This window comes from Desulfosporosinus sp. FKA, assembly GCF_002196785.1.
Classification (GTDB): Bacteria; Bacillota; Desulfitobacteriia; order Desulfitobacteriales; family Desulfitobacteriaceae; genus Desulfosporosinus; species Desulfosporosinus acididurans.
In genome coordinates, this window is sequence record NZ_NAHZ01000034.1 from 228,986 (window position 1) to 245,845 (window position 16,860).

A 16,860-nucleotide genomic window follows, 5' to 3' on the forward strand; every position below is an offset into this window, starting at 1 on the left:
AGACCCACTCCCACTTATAGAAGCGGGAGCCGAAACAACGGGGCCGTGAGAAACTAAGTTTCAACACGGCCCCGTTTTACGATTGGGTAAATTGTCAACAATCAGCCTAACCGCTTGTTTTGTAGAATACTATTACATATATGGCCTATGAATTCGCAAAAAACTAAGGGGAATCGCAAAGCGATACCCCTTAGTTTTTTGTAAGACGCTGATCTTTCTTATGTACTATCCAAGTTTGTTGTCAGGCAATAAATCTTTAAAATTTTCGGCAAACTGCATGGCAACTGTTTGTACTTCCGCCAGCTTTTCCGGTTTTAGCAAGGCAATCATTCTAGGAATAAACTGCATAATATCATCCTGTGTCAAATTGCCTTCCGCCAGCTTCTTAAAGTTTTCAGCAAGTAAAACTTTTGCTTCTTCTACCTTTTCAGCTTGAACTCTTTCTAAAATAAAACTTAAAAATTGTTCCTGTCCGTTATTCATAGTAACCTCCATCAAGTTTATAACATTCCATAGTATACCACAATTTAATCATGTAAAACTTATCATGCTGCAATATTGAGCAGGCACCTTCCTTATTTTAATCTGGGATAATTTACAATTTTGCTTCTTTTACGGATATAGTCATTATTTTATGAGGCCAAGCAGCTAAAACAGCTCCTAATAAGACACAGGCGGCGCCAATATTTTGAGTGAAATTCAAATATTCACCCAAGAAAATATAAGCTAACCCCACAGTCAACACTGGCTCTAACGTACTGACAATTGAGGCTGTTGTCGGTCCAACTTTCTGAAGTCCCCAAAAAAACGTTAAGATTGCTATAATGGTTGATAAAATTGCGATCCCCAAAATGTCCATCCACGTTATAGCAGCGATATTCCATGTAAATCCCTGAATTAGACCCGTTATCCCATAAGTTACACACGCTGCACTTGTAATGACTGCAGAACTGAGCAACGGGCTAACCGAATTTATTATGCGATTACTTGTTAGAATATAGATCGAATAAATTGCCGCCGCACCTAAAGAGCAGAAGATTCCGAGTAAATTCAAACCTTCAAAGCTCACTCCTAAAACAAGGATTAAACCCAAAATGGAAAAAAGTAACCCGCTGACTTTAGTAATAGATAGTCTTTCCTGTTTAGTTGCTAAAGCCAAAATTGTCACCAAAACAGGATATACATAAAAAATAAGAGAAGCCATGGAACTTGGTATGAATTTTACCGCTGAAATGTATAACCCGGCTTGCCCTGCATAAACGACACCGCCAAGTAACCAAAGTCTAAAGAAATCTCGTTTAGTTAAATGCTTCATACTTTTTCCCAAAATAACTAAACTCCAAAAGGCTATCGCTCCAATAAAAAACCGAACAAACAAAACCGTTGCCAAATTTGCTCCGCCTGCAAAAACAAATTTCCCAAATATTGGATAGAAAGCAAAGCCTAATGCTGAAATAATAATTGCAGCAATTCCGCCACCGTGCCCTTTACCCCTCACGTTATTCATTTTGCCACCTCAGTATTTAGTTTTCATCAAATTATACTACCATATATTATTGGATGATGACAATTTAATATCTAAAAAATCCGAGAATACACACGTTTTCTTAAACTTCTGATCGTCCAAAATGAATTAATCACCCATACTGCCCGCCCTGTAAGGGTTCTTCTTTATCAGCCGAAACGATAGGGTCTAAGTAGACAAGGCCTCCCCATATTGCCAGATCACAAAAAAGGAGTGGGGCTAATCCAGGAGAGCACCATAAAATACTCTTCTCCCTAAATGCTTGCCCGCTAGCTCATAATTATGCATCATCAATACATCAATAACGATCCAAATACTTTATATATTAAATTGCACCAAATTAATCCAGATTATGTTATAAAATTCAAACGTTGTAGGATGGGGAATTAGAATAAAAGTCTAATACTTTTGAAACACTTAATACCATGATGAAAATAAAACGATTGCGCGAGGGGGTTAACAAATGCAATTAGCAGCCCATGAGGCCCATGACCTACATGAATTAACACTCAGCTGTGTAAACTCAATTACGAATATGGCTTTTTTTCTTAGTCAACCCTCCAGGTTCCTCCCTTAAACAATACCCTGCCAAATTATACTCAATCCCAAGCAGACGACCAATCCGTTACTCCAAGGACTCAGGTGAGTTCGCTAAATGACAGGGAGATTGCGACGTCTTATATGTTAACGTTAAAAAGAGCTGGCCGTGAATATGCTTGGTCTGCAATGGAAGCAAGTAATCCGGGGGTACGTGCCTTTTTAGAGGATGCATTTAAAATGTCATCCCATCATGCCTATGACGTTTGGCAATGGATGGTCAAAAAAGGATATTATCCTTTGGAGGCTGCCGATCAAACCGTAATGCATACCCTTGGGCAAATGTATAATGTTGTCCAAGGTCCGGCTGCAACTTTACAGTGAACTCGTTCAGCTAAAGCTGAACATTTTGGATAAAACAAAAACATGAATAAGCACTCTCATTTGAGAGTGCTTAAAGTTTACTACCATCTTTTGGATCTTCGAACTATATCTCTTTTTGCTAGGCAATGCGCCTTGTCCTGATTCTTGTCCCTTTTGTTAATTAGCGAACTCTAATTTTTTCGCCAGGGTAGATCCGGTTAGGATTACAAATTTGAGGATTTAATACTATCAATCGATGAACGTGTGTTCCATAGTTCTTAGCAATTATATGAAGCGTTTCGCCTCTGCGTACATAATGATACATTTTAAATTCCCTCCTCATGATGATTACACTCCATAATATTCCATCAGCAACTTGTTCGGTGTTTGACCAATGAAGTATTTCTTACTTAGTAGTCGTATGCTCATGGCTATAAGAGCATATTAATGGACAAAAAAAAGCTGTGCATGGACACAGCTTGCAATTATTAACGTACCATCATAATATCAATTTTATCAACCGGCACTATTATAAATTTAGACTAGTACGCTTTCTTGATTCCTGTTAATTGACTGGAAAAGTCGTCAAGGGCGACTAAATCTTTAGGGCTCAGGTCATGAAGAGATGTTTTGCCCAAGCTGCGCAAAACTTGTTCCATTTCTACAACCATCGAACGCAAAACATTAGCAACCCTCTCTGCACTTACCCCTATATCCAACTTATGGTTATATTTTGACACATAACTTACAAGAGTTGTCGGGGGTTCCCAGGGTAAAACCTTCTTATGTTGTTTATTGACCATAGCGTATAAAGGAAGGGTCCCAAGATAAATAGCATCAGCGCCCAGTGCGATGGCTTTAAGACAACTTCCTGGATTGAAATATCCGCCTGCTACAATCAGGCTAACTTGATTTCTTACTCTTTGATCGTTCAAATATCTAACTGCCCGAACTAAGGCATGCAGGCTTGGAATTCCAAAGTCATCCTGAATCGTCGGATTTGAGGTTAATGCACCACCCTGCGCACCGTCAATTGCAATAACATCAACCCCGTATTCCAAAGCCATTGCCAACTCTTCTTCTATTTTTTCAGTTGCCATCATTTTAATTCCAATTGGGATACCCTGAGCTCTTTGACGAATCTTACTAAAAAATGTTGGCCAATCATTTTTACTCCGTATGCCAGGAGGTGCAGGCATTCGACTTATACCTTCATTCCGAGATAACCCCATGAGTCTTCGAGCCTTTCCTTTGATTTCCTCCGGAGCAACATAATAGGCTCCCATTTGTGCCCCTTGTCCAACTTGTATTTCTAACATGTCTGCAGCCAAAATTTCCTCGTCTTTTCGTAACCCCCATGGCCAATTGGAAATTTGCAGAATATATTTACCTGCTTCCCGCCGCTCTTCTTCTAAGTACGGACCTTCACCGGAACAGATTGCAGTACCGGCCGTTTTTGCTCCTCTGGCCAGGGCCCTTTTGGCTTTTTCACTTAAAGCTATACCGTATGCCATCCCAGAAATAATCAATGGAATTGGCAATATTAACGGTTTACTGGCCTTCTTACCAATCACAACCTCCATATCGATCTTTGTATTACCGGGCTTAGAAAGATCAGTAAGCTGTGGTGGTATGAACATTATATTATCATAACCATCAAACTTTTTAGGCGTTCCTATTGGTCTTGTAATAGCAGTCCCTTGAGTCGCTCTAAGGTTGATTTCCATGATGTTATGGATATCTGCACGCTTAATAGCTGTCCACAACTCCATAATATTTTGGTTATATTCATCTGTTGTTATTGTAGTAACCGCATCCGCAATATTTTTCTGAATCCGCTTACGTAAAAGAGGCTGCACAGATAAAGCCGCTAGTGGTAATGCAGCTAACATTATTCTCCGATTTCTAGTTTTTGTTTTTCTTGTTGAACCCAAAACCTTAAGTCTATTAGCTTTCATTTTTAGTACCTCCTTGAAAATAAAAATTCAGCGAGCCAAATATTAAAACACCAAAGCGGCTTTACTATTTCTTATGATCGCAGCACTCTCTTAGCCAGCAATAGTTTTATTTTGCATTTGACTAAACCAGCCATTAAATTGAACGATTACTGTTAGAGTTTGCCCCCAATCAGTTGTCCTATTCGTCTTAGTTTCTTTCCAGGCAACAGAAACGGCGATATGATTTTAATCATATCGCCGCTAACCTGGAACAGTTCCCTTCGTTGTTCGGGTTCTGTTTGATAATCGAAGGAGCATGCTAATCGCCTTATTCTTGTTTACTTCCATATTTATGAACCTGGATATCTAAAGAAAAAACTAAACCTTTCGGAACGATTGAACATATTTGAGGAATTAGAGGATCAATTTTCTCAGCTAAGTCAACAATTTCCAAGATAATGGGCAGATCAGAAGACAATTCCAAGAGGCGTGCAGTATGAAGTACCTTATCCTGTCCATAACCTTCGATTCCTCGACTGACCGTGACACCTCCAACCCCTTTTTCTTTGAGCCAAAGGACTAAATACTGATAGAGAGGTTTGTTCTTATATCGTTCACTTTCTCCCAAATATACTTTCAGCAATTTCGCTTTCCCCAACATATTTAGAGTCCCTCCTATTGTATGAAATTTATAGAATCCGAGCTAAGCCAACTCCTAAGGCGGCCGCAGCGAAGCCAACAGTTACAGTTAAAAGAGTATAAAGCCCTGCTGTGAGTAAACTACCTCCTTCCAGTAACATAATCGCTTCATAACTAAATGTTGAAAACGTCGTGTAGGCACCAAGAAAACCAACGCCAATACCAAGGCGCAATAATGGACTTAGGGTTAATCTTTCAATGAATAAAATATTCAAGAATCCCAATAAAAACGCACCAGTTACGTTGATAATAAACGTACCTAATGGAAAACCATGACTCCACTTAGTGGATACCCATAAGCCGAGACTGTAGCGCGACAATGCCCCTAGAGCGCCTCCTAAAGCTATGACAAAAATATTCAACAGTTTTGCTCCTTCCTTAAAAACCAAAAAGACTCCTACTGAAAAAGTTTCAGTAGGAGCCATCAGCGTAATGCAATAGCGAGCCCCATCGCAAGTAGGGTTAATCAAACCCAACTCATTGTCTATGATAACCGAAAATGCCCATTTAAGCAAGTGAAGATATTTCCGCCAAGCAAGCCAGAACAAAAGGCCGGCTAAATGCTGCCATATCCCTTTGACAAAACGTATCTCCTCGTTATTTGTCATCATACTATTGTAAGCTTGCTCCAACATGTTCTTATCTTAAAGTCAGTAAACCTTACCCGACAGTATTAGCGGCATTTTTCACGACGGTTACTAATTCGTCCCTTTTCGTGCCGCTAACGCAAACATCATAAAAGCCCATGTCCTTAAGAATTTTAACATCATTTGGCGGAATGACTCCCCCAATGACAAAGGCAATACTTTTATCAATGCCTTTTTGTTTCGCTAATTCCAAGAGGTGTTTTCCTGTACGCAAATGAGCGCCCGATAGTGAGCTGACACCAATAATTTGTACATCTTCTTCCATCGCTGCTTTGAGTGCATTTTCTGCAGTGGTGTTACCCATATAGACAACTTCCATACCTTCTTCTTTTAAAATGGTACTCACGACGATGATTCCGCGATTATGTGTCTCGGGTCCGAGGCAACACATTAAAACTTTAATTTTCCTATCTTCCACCGATTGTCCACCCCTTTCACTTAAAATACACTGGGTCGTTTCCAAAGGCCAAAAACTTCTTTAAATATCTTCCATTGTTCACCAACCGTACAACCTGCTCGAGCACAATTCACAGTATATTCCATGACGTTCTTACCCTCTCTGCAAGCGATCCTTAATTCATTAAGAGCCTTTTCAACCTCATCACTATTTCTATTCTTTCTGTGATCCTCAAGGCGTTGTAATTGTCTGGCCTCACATTCCTCAGGATAATGGAAGGCTTCAAAATCTTCTCCTTCACCACTTTTTTGGTAATTATGACCGACAATTTTAATTTCACCTTTTTCAATTCGCATTTGCTCTTTATACATATAATTGTATATTTTCCGGCTGAGATAGCCGTTGGCAATAGCTTCCACATAGCCCCCTTGGTTCTCAATCTCTGTGATCTCGGCTAAGATTTTCTCTTCCATCTGATTGGTCAAAGCCTCTACGTAATAAGAACCTCCCAATGGATCAACAACAGCGGTAACTCCTGTTTCATGTTCAATAATTTGTTGTGTCCGTAAAGAAAGCAGGGATGCTTCCTCAGAAGGAACCGAAATTGCCTCGTCATACGAATCGACATGCAAAGACTGGACTCCGCCAAGAACAGCAGCCAGCGCCTCAAAAGCCGATCGAATAGCATTGTTATAGGGTTCTTCCCTGACTAAGCTTATACCCGAAGTCTGAAGATGACACCTCATCCAGGTTGAGCGATCGTTCTTAGCATTATACTTATACTTAAGGATTCTGTACCATAGTCTCCTCATCGCCCGTAGTCTGGAAACCTCCTCGAAGATATCCATCCCTCCAGACCAGAAGAAGGCTAATCTCTCAGCTACCCAATCCACTTCGTAACCGCGGCGGATCATTTCATCCAAGATTGCCATCCCGTGAGTTACTGCAACAGCCATCTCTGTAACGCCGGATGTCCCAAATTCTCGGAAATTGTAACCATTAAGCGTAATAAAATTCCATTTTGGCACATTCTTACGGATGAATTCAATATTGTCACACTCAATCCGGAAACAATCTTTAGGTGGAATATATTCAGAAGAATTACGAACAAGTTCTTCCAGCGTCAGATCATTTTGTGAACTGCCTTTAAGTTGATCCCAAGGTACCCCTCTTATTTCGGCCATGACCAAATACATCGGAAAGAGGCAGGCAGTATTGGAAGGGTAGTGCGTAACGATGGAGGAGGTTTCTTTCGCAATATCAATCCCTTCATAAAGCAATTCCCAGTCCTGAACATGGTTGACACTGACTCCACAGGATCCAACGGAACCTTGTGCCATTGGGTCGTCACAATCATACATTTGAATCGTTGGCATATCAAAAAGAAGATTAATTCCTGTAGCTCCGTGATTCAGCAAATACCTTATTCGGGCGTTCGTGTCCTCCGGACCGCCGAAACCGACCAATTGACGTTGGGTAAAGGTGCGGCCGCGATACATATTACTGTGAATTCCCCGAGTAAACGGAGCTTCGCCTGGGTTTCCCAGTTGATCACCATAATCCGTATTGGCAATATTCAATGGAGTATAGATCATTTCCCGTGGAATTTCAGAACCCAGAACTGTAAGAGGAATATTACTCCAATTTTCAAGATCCTTAGGTTTAACCCTTTCCTTTTTCCATTGATTAAGACTTTCTTGAACTTTGGCGAGATAAGTTGGGTCATAGACTTGACAATTATCAGTTTCCTTCATAGTCTCTTTAAGTATCTCTAACGTTGTTTTCTGTTGCTTACTTTGCATAATTATTCACCCTCCTCAATGTGTATTGGCAAAAAGCAATTGCAGAATTTCATCCGCGGCATGATAAGGATTTAAATCCTCCTCTCGAACTCTTTTTAAAATAGTTTTAACTTCGTCAACTTCTAGAAAACTTTTACGCAAGTAGTTCTTCAAACCTTCTTCTATAGCACCATAGCAGGCATGTTCACGCTGCAAATGGGTCTGTTGTTTTTTTAATCCCGATTGGCATAAAAATGTTCTGTGTCTGTGAATGGCTTCATAGAGGTCTGAGATCCCCCGGTCATTGAGGGCTTCCGTCAAGACAATTTCCGGAGTCCAGTCACTTTCTTTCTTTAAATAGAGCATCATTTGCAGGTCATCGACAACATCTCGGGCACCTGGAAGATCGGCTTTATTGACGACTAACACATCGGCAATTTCTAAGATCCCTGCTTTTAAGGCCTGCATCTGATCGCCCAGTCCCGGGACAGAAACAACAATCTTTGTGTCAGCATAACGAATGATATCCGCTTCCATTTGACCCACTCCTACGGTTTCGACGATTATAATCTCTTTCCCATAGGCATCCATCAGTTTAATAATTTCACTTAACCTAGGGGCCAAACCGCCTAGAGCACCACGGGTGGCTAAACTCCGCAAGTATACACCGTCATCTTTATAAGCCCACTCCATTCGCACTCGATCCCCCAAAAAGGCTCCTCCGCTAAAAATACTGCTAGGGTCTACACAGAGCACACCAACACTATAATCTTCACTTCTAAAATTTCGGATCAATTTATCAACTAAGGTGCTTTTTCCAGCGCCGGGAGGACCAGTAACCCCGAGAACATAAGCTTTGCCGGTCAGGGGATAGATTGCTTTCATAATATCGAGCGATTTAGGGCTATCGTTCTCGACCATCGTGATTAGCTTACTAAGAGCTATGCGATCTTTTTGGATTAAGCGTTCAATAAGTTTTTCCATCTCTACATCTCCAATAACATAACTTCGCAAATAGGCGTTTGCATGATCTCTAAATAAAATACCCGCCATTGATATCGATAACTGCACCTGTCATGTAGGATGCAGAATCAGCCGCGACAAAGGCAACGACATCAGCAATTTCAGCTGGTTCCGCCAAACGGCCGGCAGGAATCTTGGCAATGAGTGCCTGAAGTTGTTCTTCAGGATATTTCATCATCATATCCGTTTTAATATAGCCAGGAGCCAGTGCATTACAGGTAATTCCTTGGGACATATTCTCAACAGCTGTAACTTTAGTTAAGCCGATTAAACCCGATTTTGTTGACGCATAATACCCTGTTCCAAAGATACCTAGTCTAGCCGTAAGAGATGAGATATTGACAATTCGGCCATAATTATTTTGTCTCATACTAGGCAATACAGCTTTAGTACAGATGAAAGGCCCGGTAAGATTTACATTCATTACTGCATTCCAATTCTGTATATTGCCTTTATGGATCAAACCATCTCGATTAATACCGGCATTGTTAACAAGGATATCGATCCGTCCGAAACGTGCTATGATTTCCCCAACCATCTCATTGACTTCACTTTCTTGAGTCACGTCCGCAAGAAAAACCTCAGCGTCTGTTCCCATTTTACGAAGTTCTAAGACAGTCTCATGGGCTTTTACCTCATTCAGGGAAATATCGTTAATTGCGAGTTTAGCCCCCTCCTTTGCTAAGGCGAAAGCAATTGCTTTTCCTAATCCCTGACCGCTGCCTGTTACTAGAGCAACTCTATCTTTAATTTTCATGGATTACCTTCCTTTCAACTATTTCAAATTACCTCGAATAATTCACGAGTCCCTTAATCCACAACTTGTTTTCCGGAAACAAAGAACGCACACACGAAGATTCCAATAATCGATAAGATGATCGCGACACTCAAGGCATAGACCCAAGATCCTGTTGCATTAACGATAAATCCTGTAACGATCGGCGCAATAATGCCGGCAATAGTCCCAAAGGTATTCATTATACCGGATATTAAGCCTGCATTTTTGGGCCCAAGATCAATAGGGAGCGCCCAGAAAGAGGAAAAGTTCATAGATAGGAAGGAGACTGCGAGGGTAATCCACAAAACAGCCATTCCGCCAGTTGCTGCCATTGCCCCAAGGTAAAGGAATAAAGCGCTCCCTCCAAAGGCTGCGTACATAATATACTTGCGAGCACGGGTTACACCGATTTTAGGTATCATGCGATCTGAAATATACCCAGCCAAGTTTGTTATTATGAAGGCTCCAAGATATGGCATCATTCCGTAAATACCCATTTTTAAGATGCTAAAATGACGGGCCATAACAAGATATCCTGGAAGCCAGGTTAAATAAAGATACCAAGAGTAGTTCTGGAAAAAGTAATTGATAGCTAAAGCCCAAACAGGGCCTGATCTCAGGACAGCACTCATGTTGTTAGAATGCTCTTTCTTAGCCCCATGTCCCGCCCCAATTAGCTCTAATTCCTCTTGATTGACTTTAGGGTGATCTGCCGGACGATCTTTGGCATACCATAACCAGAAAAAAGTCCAGATGAGGCCTAACAGACCTGCAAAATAAAAGACTGCCGGCCAGCCGAAAGTGTTAATTATCCAGGCACTAATTGGCACTGAAACGGCTAGGCTTAAAGCCATTCCTGATAAATTCCAAGCTTGCGAACGTGCTCTTTCTTTAACAGGCACCCAATTGGAAGCCATAGCCGTTTCCGCAGGAAATGTCACAGCTTCGCCAAACCCCATAAATGCTCTGACGATCCATAAGCTGTTTAGACCTCTAGCAAAGGGTGTAGCTGCAGTAAATATTGACCACCAGGCTACACCCGCTGCTAAAACTCGTTTGCCGCCAATTTTATCCGCTATCCATCCAGCAGGGATTTGCAAAACTAGATAACCTACAAAAAAAGCTGAAAGAATCGAGCCCCATTGGGCAGTATTCCAACCATGTTCCTTCATAATCGTTACAGAAGCTACGGAAAGGTTGGCTCTATCCATATAGGCAATGACAATACTTAAAAAGGTTAGGATTACAATGTTAGTACGAACTCTAGTGGGTTTTGTTCCCTTGGCTTTAGACGCAGCATCCTTCGTATATGGTTTTAATGGCAGTTCATTCAAGTAGTTTCACCCCCAAAAAATTTTCATCTTTAGAGCGCGCTCAGCTAACTCTATTGCAAAAAGCGCGCCAGTATATTCTTAATATTCAGATAATAAACAGTGCACTTATTGCTGCATTTTCCCGGCAATTGAAACTAACAAAAAAAATTAGCGATGCCTCATTGCATCGCTTTAGCTCTTTTTACAGGGAAATTCCTGATGCTCTGACTAATCAGTGATGCTTCTTGGCATCACTGAACTTTGGTTTTCATAAAATTTTAGCTTTCGAACAACGGTAGATTGATTAATACCTAACATCGAAGCAGCTTTCCTTGTACTCTTGGTCAAATGATAGGCTTGTAAGATCATTTTCTTCTCTGTTTCGGCTAAGGCATCTTTTAAAAGACTAAGCGGAGGCGAATCTAAAGCAGTTGTTTCTTTGGAACCATTAAATAAGGAAGGCTCGATCCATTCATCAGGGCTTAAAATCACCATTCGTTCAATGCTATTTTCTAGTTCCCGAATGTTTCCTGGCCAATCGTGCTCAGTAAAAGCTTGCATGAGTTCAGGAGGAATTTTACGATTAAGGTTATATTTCTTAGAAAATTTTCGAATGAAGTATTCCACTAACATAGGAATATCAGTTACACGTTCACGGAGAGGCGGAACATAAATATTTACAACATTTAAGCGATAGAAAAGATCCTGCCGAAACGTTCCCTCTTTAACCATTTGTTCTAAATTTCGGTTTGTCGCTGTGATCAGCCGTACATCAACAGGAATGCTCCGCGTCCCACCCAGGCGGGTAATCTCCTTCTCTTGGATCACTCTTAATAACTTAACTTGAAGGTCAAGAGGGAGTTCACCCACTTCATCGAGAAATAAGGTTCCATTTAAAGCAAGTTCAAAGATTCCAGGTTTCCCCTTCTTTGAGGCCCCTGTGAAGGCGCCTTCTTCATAGCCAAATAGTTCAGACTCTATCAGACTTGGTGAGAGAGCTCCACAATTGATTTTAATGAAAGGCCCAGTAGATCGTTTGCTTGCTTCACGAATCATCCGTGTTATAATTTCCTTGCCTACGCCCGATTCCCCAGTAATTAATACATTTGTATCCACTCGCGCCACGCGAATGGATAATTCCACTACTTTTCGGATTTCAGGGCTATTAAAGATAAAGCCGTCCTCAAGTGCTTTTATTTTTAAGCGGGATAGTTCAGAGCGATAGGTATCCATCTCTTGAGAAAATTTATGAAGATTTCGTCTTAAGGAATTTAGTTCAGTAAGGTCTCGTATATTGGCAATTACACGTACTACCTTGCCATTAGTATTTAAAACGGGGGTCCCTGTAAACAGAATTTCCCTACCATTAATTTCTTGAATCATAGTAGAGGAGTGAAGGGTTTGGAGTACTTTGGATGTGACAAGTTCCGATAAGTAACCATTTGTTACAAGTTCAGTTACAGATTGTCCTGTAAAATTCTCTTCAAGGGGAATGCCAAGCATTAATCGGTAGGCCTTGTTCATGCGGATTATGCAGCCTTTACCATCTGTAATTACTAAACCATCAGCCGAAGAATCGATCAAGGCGCTGAGTTCGCTATTCAGCTCTTGAACAGAATGTAATTGGTGAGAAACCAATTCTAGGTCAGTAATATCTATAAAAGAGCCTACTGCTCCGGTTATTTGTCGATTAATTATAATAGGAGTGCGATTGGTTAATACTGTTTTATCTCCAATCTGCATCTTAACTCCATATTGGGGCTTAGCACTATATAAAACATCTTTGATCTTAGACAAAGGAATAAGTTCATTAACATCACGCCCAATAATTTCGTCCCCGCATACCATAAATTTCTTGGCAGTTTCATTGATAAACGTTATTTTCCCATTTATATCAACAGCGATGATTCCACTATGGATTGAGTCAAGCATAGCTCGAAGTTCATTCATAAGAATTCTTAGATTCTTGCCCTCAGTACTTTCATAGCCCATTAAAGTTCCCCCAATCGTAACGTAAAGTATAGAATCATGTTAAGTTATATTTGTAAGCATCCAGGTTGATGATAAAGAAGCCATCTCCTTGTAACATTTACAAGGGATGGCTTTCTGTTTTTATCATCATTTTTCCTGCATTATCTCGTTATTTATTCCCGCTTTATTATCCTATAGAATTAGAATTCTTAAACCCTTATCTACCCGTTCCCAAGAATCCAAGAAAATTTATCTACATTAAGGCCCTCTCCAAGAATGGATAAGGTGAATTTGAATCTGATATCTACCTTTTCTATGTTCTAAGTGTAACTCGCTGATATGAGTATCCTATGAAAAAGTTACAAATTTAGAACTTCCCTTACCATTATATGTCTCGATCCTTGAATTTTTAATGATTCAACTTCATTTGTTCCTGACCAGATCATCCAAGTAATGCAGTATTTCTTAGTCATTGCTTCATTTCTGATGGCATTCCCAGCAGTAAAGCTTTACTCCAGCATATGTATGACATCTCTGACAAAACTGCTCTTCGTTGGAATGACACTTCAGACAGGTTTTTTCAAGGCTAATCGTATATTTCTGACCACGACTGTTAACATATATGGTGTTACCCTCTCGCACATACTCATCCCGCCATTTATACAATAATTGCATATGATAAGCTTTCATATACTCTGTCGGCTCAACGCACTGCTTAACCGCCATTGCATTAATGACTGGTGTATCCAGCGATGGGGCAGGTGGAACATTTGCCTTTCCCAAACTAGCGAGAAATGGTGAAATAAGCAAGATTATAAATATCAATATTCCTAGGTAGACTTTTTTACTATAAATCATACTCAGTACTCCCTTTCAAGAACTCGACATGTAATCTTACAGCCTATCTTTCTGGAGGTTTTAACCAATATTCGCTTCGTTTTCGGATGCACTCCACTGATAAATCGGTTTTACAGACGACATTGCTAGATAAACCAAGAGACTACTGACTAGGAATATATGAATAAATAAAATGTTGCCTAAGTTCGTTGGTATAAATGGTCTGAAAGTAACTAAGCCCATGCCTAATTCCTTCACACTCACTATATTCACTCGCCAATAATAGGCCATAATAATTCCCGACAAAACACTCCCGAGAAGCAGAAATAAAGGGACATAGCTGAAAGGCAAAGAAGTATTCTTCGCAAATGAAGTATAAATACTGCGTAATATGATAACCGTTAAAGCCACCATAAACACGATGTCCGTAATATAAATTGCATTGTGGGGGAAACCAATTGTAAGAAAACTATCAATATTCTCCAAACCTTGAATAAACAAGGGCACTGGATTTAGGAACAACCGCAAATGCCGTAATAGAATAATCAGAAAAGCCCCAAAAAAGATATAGACACCTGCCCAAAACCAGTTTGAAGGCCCTGACTCTTCTTTAGATCCTTGCTTTTTCATTTTTATGTTTCCGAAGAAAGAGCGGAAGAACAGTAATTCTAATAGTCTTCTAGCCATCAATTTTTTAGTCCCCGGCGAATTTACGGAATCATTTTGTTCAAATTTTAATAGACGATTTATAAAACCAATTGCGAATATGATTAAAGCCAAGTAGGGTATAGCGATTCCAAAGATTTCATAGAGTCTAAGAACTCCTACCCCAAACCAAGCAATAAACGTCAAAGCTAAAACAACCAATAATGAAGACAAAAATTTCATTTTAATTAACGCCTCACTTCTTTCAGAAAATTACTTAGCCCAAATTATAGACTTCCTTACCCTTTTCCTTTAAAAGAAGCAACCTTATTTTCATCTAAGAAATACATTTCAACTATCTAATTGAAAGATTACTATTAGAGTTTGCCCTCAATCAGTTGTCCTATTCGTCCTTGTTTCTAAGCCTGTAACTTTGATTTTGGAGAAGAAATCGCCACATCTGTCCATGCCTGATTCTTACTTGAGACAATGGGGTTAACTCCTTTCCTGATAGATTATAATTATCCTTTTCCAGGCAACAAAAACGGCAATATGATCTTAATCATATTGCCGCTTAACCTTAAACCATACAAAATAACATCATGGAGTTGAAATATTTCCCCTTCTATGTAAATCCGCAATGACTTCACCTTGCGAATTGACCGCTAAATATAATACATCCTCAAATGAGTTAGCGCCTATTTTTTCAATTTGTTCCTGTATCCATGCCTCATCATGCTTTGTGCTCTTTAATTTGTCATGATCTATTTCTCCATCGACGATAATTTCCACAAAGGGGCCTTGTCCTTCCGGCGAAAGATCAGGCCCCTCTACAAGATCGATTTTTGACACTGATTGATATTCCTGTTTTGGGAGAATGCTTAAATTTCCTGTTGGTTCCAAAATAGCATATTCAATATCCGAATAAGAAAAATAACCCTTTTCCCGCAATAGCATCATGAGGACATCTAGATTAACCTTTGTTTTTCTCAAGTTTTCTCGAAACATAATTCCTTTACGGATAAGCACAATCGGTTCACCATTAGCAATTCTGCGAAATAGCCGGTATTTAAGAGCAAGTATTGCTGCTAAGACAGAGACTATTGAAAAGAGAATAAGGGTATAACAAGAGAAAAACCAATCCTGAATAGTTCGGGCCGCAATCATATTAGCTGCAAGATTTCCCATAGCTGCTCCTGCTACCCAATTAAAAAAAGTCAACTGCGTCAATTGTGTGCTTCCAATAAAACGTACTAAAATTAACAACACCAAAAATGTGACTATAGTACTAATTGATAAAAGTCCCCATAATAGTATCATACTTTTTATAGGCGTCCTTCCCTGCGTAACATGTTTAACCTTATGCAGCTTTTTGCACTGAATACTCAACATTTACCGATTCCCACAGATTAGGATTGGTCAAGTAAACTTTATCTAATTTACTATGACTCTCATTAATCTAAACGTCATAGATGTGGGCAGTTTCTCCATTGACTCTAATATATTGCAATTCATTATTTCCTATTGGGTTGGACCAAGCGCGCCCATCAGGATTGTACTGGTACATTTAGTCTTAAGAAAATAGCAAGTCAGTACGTATAGAACTTAAATCTGTTAGCAAAACGCTTATACGCTTATATATTTATACATTTACATTTTTCCAATGTTAGCTTAAGATTACTATTCTCATAAGAAGAATTTATTATGCAACAAAGCTATGGCGTCCGAGTAATCCCTATTACTCTCACTTTATCTTTTTGCGAAGACTAATATAGCCGGGAAACTATGATATTTCCGGCTATATTATTTGTCCATCAACATCAGGAATATGCACAAAGGAGAAGACACAAAAAGAGAGACACGCCTAACTTCCGATTAGACGAGTCACTCTATTTTATTTCGCAATCGCAACTATTTGTTACTGAAGTAAGTGCTTAAAATGCTTGTTAATCTTTTGGTCGGCATTTGGTCGGCAGATTCCTTGGCAAGACGTTTCCCAAAGCCCTATTTTGAAGGATCGTCTTCCAGCCATTTCAAAACGCTATAGGAACCTTCTAATGAATCATGAATTCCCCAACACCCGCAGTTTTTTGTGTCTGCGATCGCTTTCAGGCGCTCTTTGTATAGATTATATAACTCAGGTGTCTTTTCTCTATTTATCCTCTGGATTATTTCCTTATAAGTGTCAGTGAAATAATCTCCCATATCCTCGAAGATATCACCATCTTCATGAATGGATTGAACGGCTGTTTCGGCAAAATTGACCATTAATTCTAGCGGCCATATTGTTCCTTTGGCAACCTTGTCAAGATCAGAAATCACTTCTCTTACTTTAGAAATAACATCCTGAAAACCCCAATAAAGCTCTTCTACCTTTTCTTCACACTGATCATGAAGTCTGTTTTCA

Annotated in this window: 16 protein-coding genes and 1 pseudogene; 1 reads left to right on the top strand and 16 read right to left on the bottom strand. The window is 39.8% G+C overall.

Annotation, left to right across the window (positions count from 1 at the left end; all coding sequences use genetic code 11):
• Nucleotides 1–225: 225 nt before the first annotated feature.
• Nucleotides 226–483: a hypothetical protein gene (locus B5771_RS22280; RefSeq protein WP_083995957.1), complete on the bottom strand. Its 258-nt coding sequence runs from the start codon at nt 481–483 to the stop codon at nt 226–228.
• A 112-nt stretch (nt 484–595) separates the two neighbouring features.
• A complete protein-coding gene (locus B5771_RS22285) occupies nt 596–1,507 on the bottom strand; it encodes a DMT family transporter (RefSeq protein WP_088189488.1) in 912 nt (303 codons plus the stop codon).
• A gap of 481 nt (nt 1,508–1,988) precedes the next feature.
• Here B5771_RS22285 and B5771_RS22290 point away from each other — a divergent pair.
• A pseudogene (locus B5771_RS22290) lies at nt 1,989–2,446 on the top strand (spore coat protein).
• 160 nt (nt 2,447–2,606) lie between these two features.
• Here the strand turns inward: B5771_RS22290 and B5771_RS22295 are convergent.
• The 14 genes from B5771_RS22295 to B5771_RS22360 all read right to left on the bottom strand — a co-directional run bounded on the left by B5771_RS22295 (nt 2,607) and on the right by B5771_RS22360 (nt 16,775).
• Nucleotides 2,607–2,750, bottom strand: a complete 144-nt coding sequence (locus tag B5771_RS22295) for a LysM peptidoglycan-binding domain-containing protein (protein ID WP_088189489.1) — start codon at nt 2,748–2,750, stop codon at nt 2,607–2,609.
• 217 nt (nt 2,751–2,967) lie between these two features.
• Nucleotides 2,968–4,383 carry an FMN-binding glutamate synthase family protein gene (locus tag B5771_RS22300; RefSeq protein ID WP_088189490.1) on the bottom strand — a complete coding sequence of 472 codons (1,416 nt, stop codon included), beginning with the start codon at nt 4,381–4,383 and terminating at the stop codon, nt 2,968–2,970.
• Between the two features lie 307 nt (nt 4,384–4,690).
• A complete protein-coding gene (locus B5771_RS22305) occupies nt 4,691–5,023 on the bottom strand; it encodes a DUF190 domain-containing protein (RefSeq protein WP_047809333.1) in 333 nt (110 codons plus the stop codon).
• Between the two features lie 28 nt (nt 5,024–5,051).
• On the bottom strand, nt 5,052–5,423 hold the full coding sequence (gene crcB / locus B5771_RS22310) for a fluoride efflux transporter CrcB (protein ID WP_088189724.1): 372 nt from the start codon (nt 5,421–5,423) through the stop codon (nt 5,052–5,054).
• A 298-nt stretch (nt 5,424–5,721) separates the two neighbouring features.
• Complete coding sequence (locus tag B5771_RS22315) at nt 5,722–6,126, bottom strand: cobalamin-dependent protein (protein ID WP_242966939.1); 405 nt, start codon at nt 6,124–6,126, stop codon at nt 5,722–5,724.
• 20 nt (nt 6,127–6,146) lie between these two features.
• Entirely contained in the window at nt 6,147–7,907 is a 1,761-nt protein-coding gene (locus B5771_RS22320) for an acyl-CoA mutase large subunit family protein (protein WP_088189491.1), read from the bottom strand.
• A 15-nt stretch (nt 7,908–7,922) separates the two neighbouring features.
• Nucleotides 7,923–8,870, bottom strand: coding sequence for a methylmalonyl Co-A mutase-associated GTPase MeaB (gene meaB / locus B5771_RS22325; protein ID WP_088189726.1), 948 nt, complete (start codon nt 8,868–8,870; stop codon nt 7,923–7,925).
• A 49-nt stretch (nt 8,871–8,919) separates the two neighbouring features.
• On the bottom strand, nt 8,920–9,666 hold the full coding sequence (gene fabG, locus B5771_RS22330) for a 3-oxoacyl-ACP reductase FabG (RefSeq protein ID WP_088189492.1): 747 nt from the start codon (nt 9,664–9,666) through the stop codon (nt 8,920–8,922).
• A 53-nt stretch (nt 9,667–9,719) separates the two neighbouring features.
• Complete coding sequence (locus B5771_RS22335) at nt 9,720–11,021, bottom strand: MFS transporter (RefSeq protein ID WP_088189493.1); 1,302 nt, start codon at nt 11,019–11,021, stop codon at nt 9,720–9,722.
• 207 nt (nt 11,022–11,228) lie between these two features.
• Nucleotides 11,229–12,992: a sigma 54-interacting transcriptional regulator gene (locus tag B5771_RS22340; protein ID WP_088189494.1), complete on the bottom strand. Its 1,764-nt coding sequence runs from the start codon at nt 12,990–12,992 to the stop codon at nt 11,229–11,231.
• A gap of 456 nt (nt 12,993–13,448) precedes the next feature.
• Complete coding sequence (dsrJ, locus tag B5771_RS22345; RefSeq protein ID WP_088189495.1) at nt 13,449–13,829, bottom strand: sulfate reduction electron transfer complex DsrMKJOP subunit DsrJ; 381 nt, start codon at nt 13,827–13,829, stop codon at nt 13,449–13,451.
• 60 nt (nt 13,830–13,889) lie between these two features.
• Complete coding sequence (locus B5771_RS22350) at nt 13,890–14,696, bottom strand: menaquinol oxidoreductase (protein ID WP_088189496.1); 807 nt, start codon at nt 14,694–14,696, stop codon at nt 13,890–13,892.
• Nucleotides 14,697–15,053: 357 nt separating this feature from the next.
• Nucleotides 15,054–15,683, bottom strand: coding sequence for a YetF domain-containing protein (locus tag B5771_RS22355; RefSeq protein WP_172408347.1), 630 nt, complete (start codon nt 15,681–15,683; stop codon nt 15,054–15,056).
• Between the two features lie 774 nt (nt 15,684–16,457).
• A complete protein-coding gene (locus tag B5771_RS22360; RefSeq protein WP_088189498.1) occupies nt 16,458–16,775 on the bottom strand; it encodes a hypothetical protein in 318 nt (105 codons plus the stop codon).
• Nucleotides 16,776–16,860: the final 85 nt, after the last annotated feature.

What these genes read in the sequence shown, in the direction of transcription:
- B5771_RS22280 (WP_083995957.1), bottom strand. Translation starts at nt 483, where the DNA reads ATGAATAACGGACAGGAACAATTTTTAAGTTTTATTTTAGAAAGAGTT.
- B5771_RS22285 (WP_088189488.1), bottom strand. Translation starts at nt 1,507, where the DNA reads ATGAATAACGTGAGGGGTAAAGGGCACGGTGGCGGAATTGCTGCAATT.
- B5771_RS22295 (WP_088189489.1), bottom strand. Translation starts at nt 2,750, where the DNA reads ATGTATCATTATGTACGCAGAGGCGAAACGCTTCATATAATTGCTAAG.
- B5771_RS22300 (WP_088189490.1), bottom strand. Translation starts at nt 4,383, where the DNA reads ATGAAAGCTAATAGACTTAAGGTTTTGGGTTCAACAAGAAAAACAAAA.
- B5771_RS22305 (WP_047809333.1), bottom strand. Translation starts at nt 5,023, where the DNA reads ATGTTGGGGAAAGCGAAATTGCTGAAAGTATATTTGGGAGAAAGTGAA.
- B5771_RS22320 (WP_088189491.1), bottom strand. Translation starts at nt 7,907, where the DNA reads ATGCAAAGTAAGCAACAGAAAACAACGTTAGAGATACTTAAAGAGACT.
- meaB (WP_088189726.1), bottom strand. Translation starts at nt 8,870, where the DNA reads ATGGAAAAACTTATTGAACGCTTAATCCAAAAAGATCGCATAGCTCTT.
- fabG (WP_088189492.1), bottom strand. Translation starts at nt 9,666, where the DNA reads ATGAAAATTAAAGATAGAGTTGCTCTAGTAACAGGCAGCGGTCAGGGA.
- B5771_RS22340 (WP_088189494.1), bottom strand. Translation starts at nt 12,992, where the DNA reads ATGGGCTATGAAAGTACTGAGGGCAAGAATCTAAGAATTCTTATGAAT.
- dsrJ (WP_088189495.1), bottom strand. Translation starts at nt 13,829, where the DNA reads ATGATTTATAGTAAAAAAGTCTACCTAGGAATATTGATATTTATAATC.
- B5771_RS22350 (WP_088189496.1), bottom strand. Translation starts at nt 14,696, where the DNA reads ATGAAATTTTTGTCTTCATTATTGGTTGTTTTAGCTTTGACGTTTATT.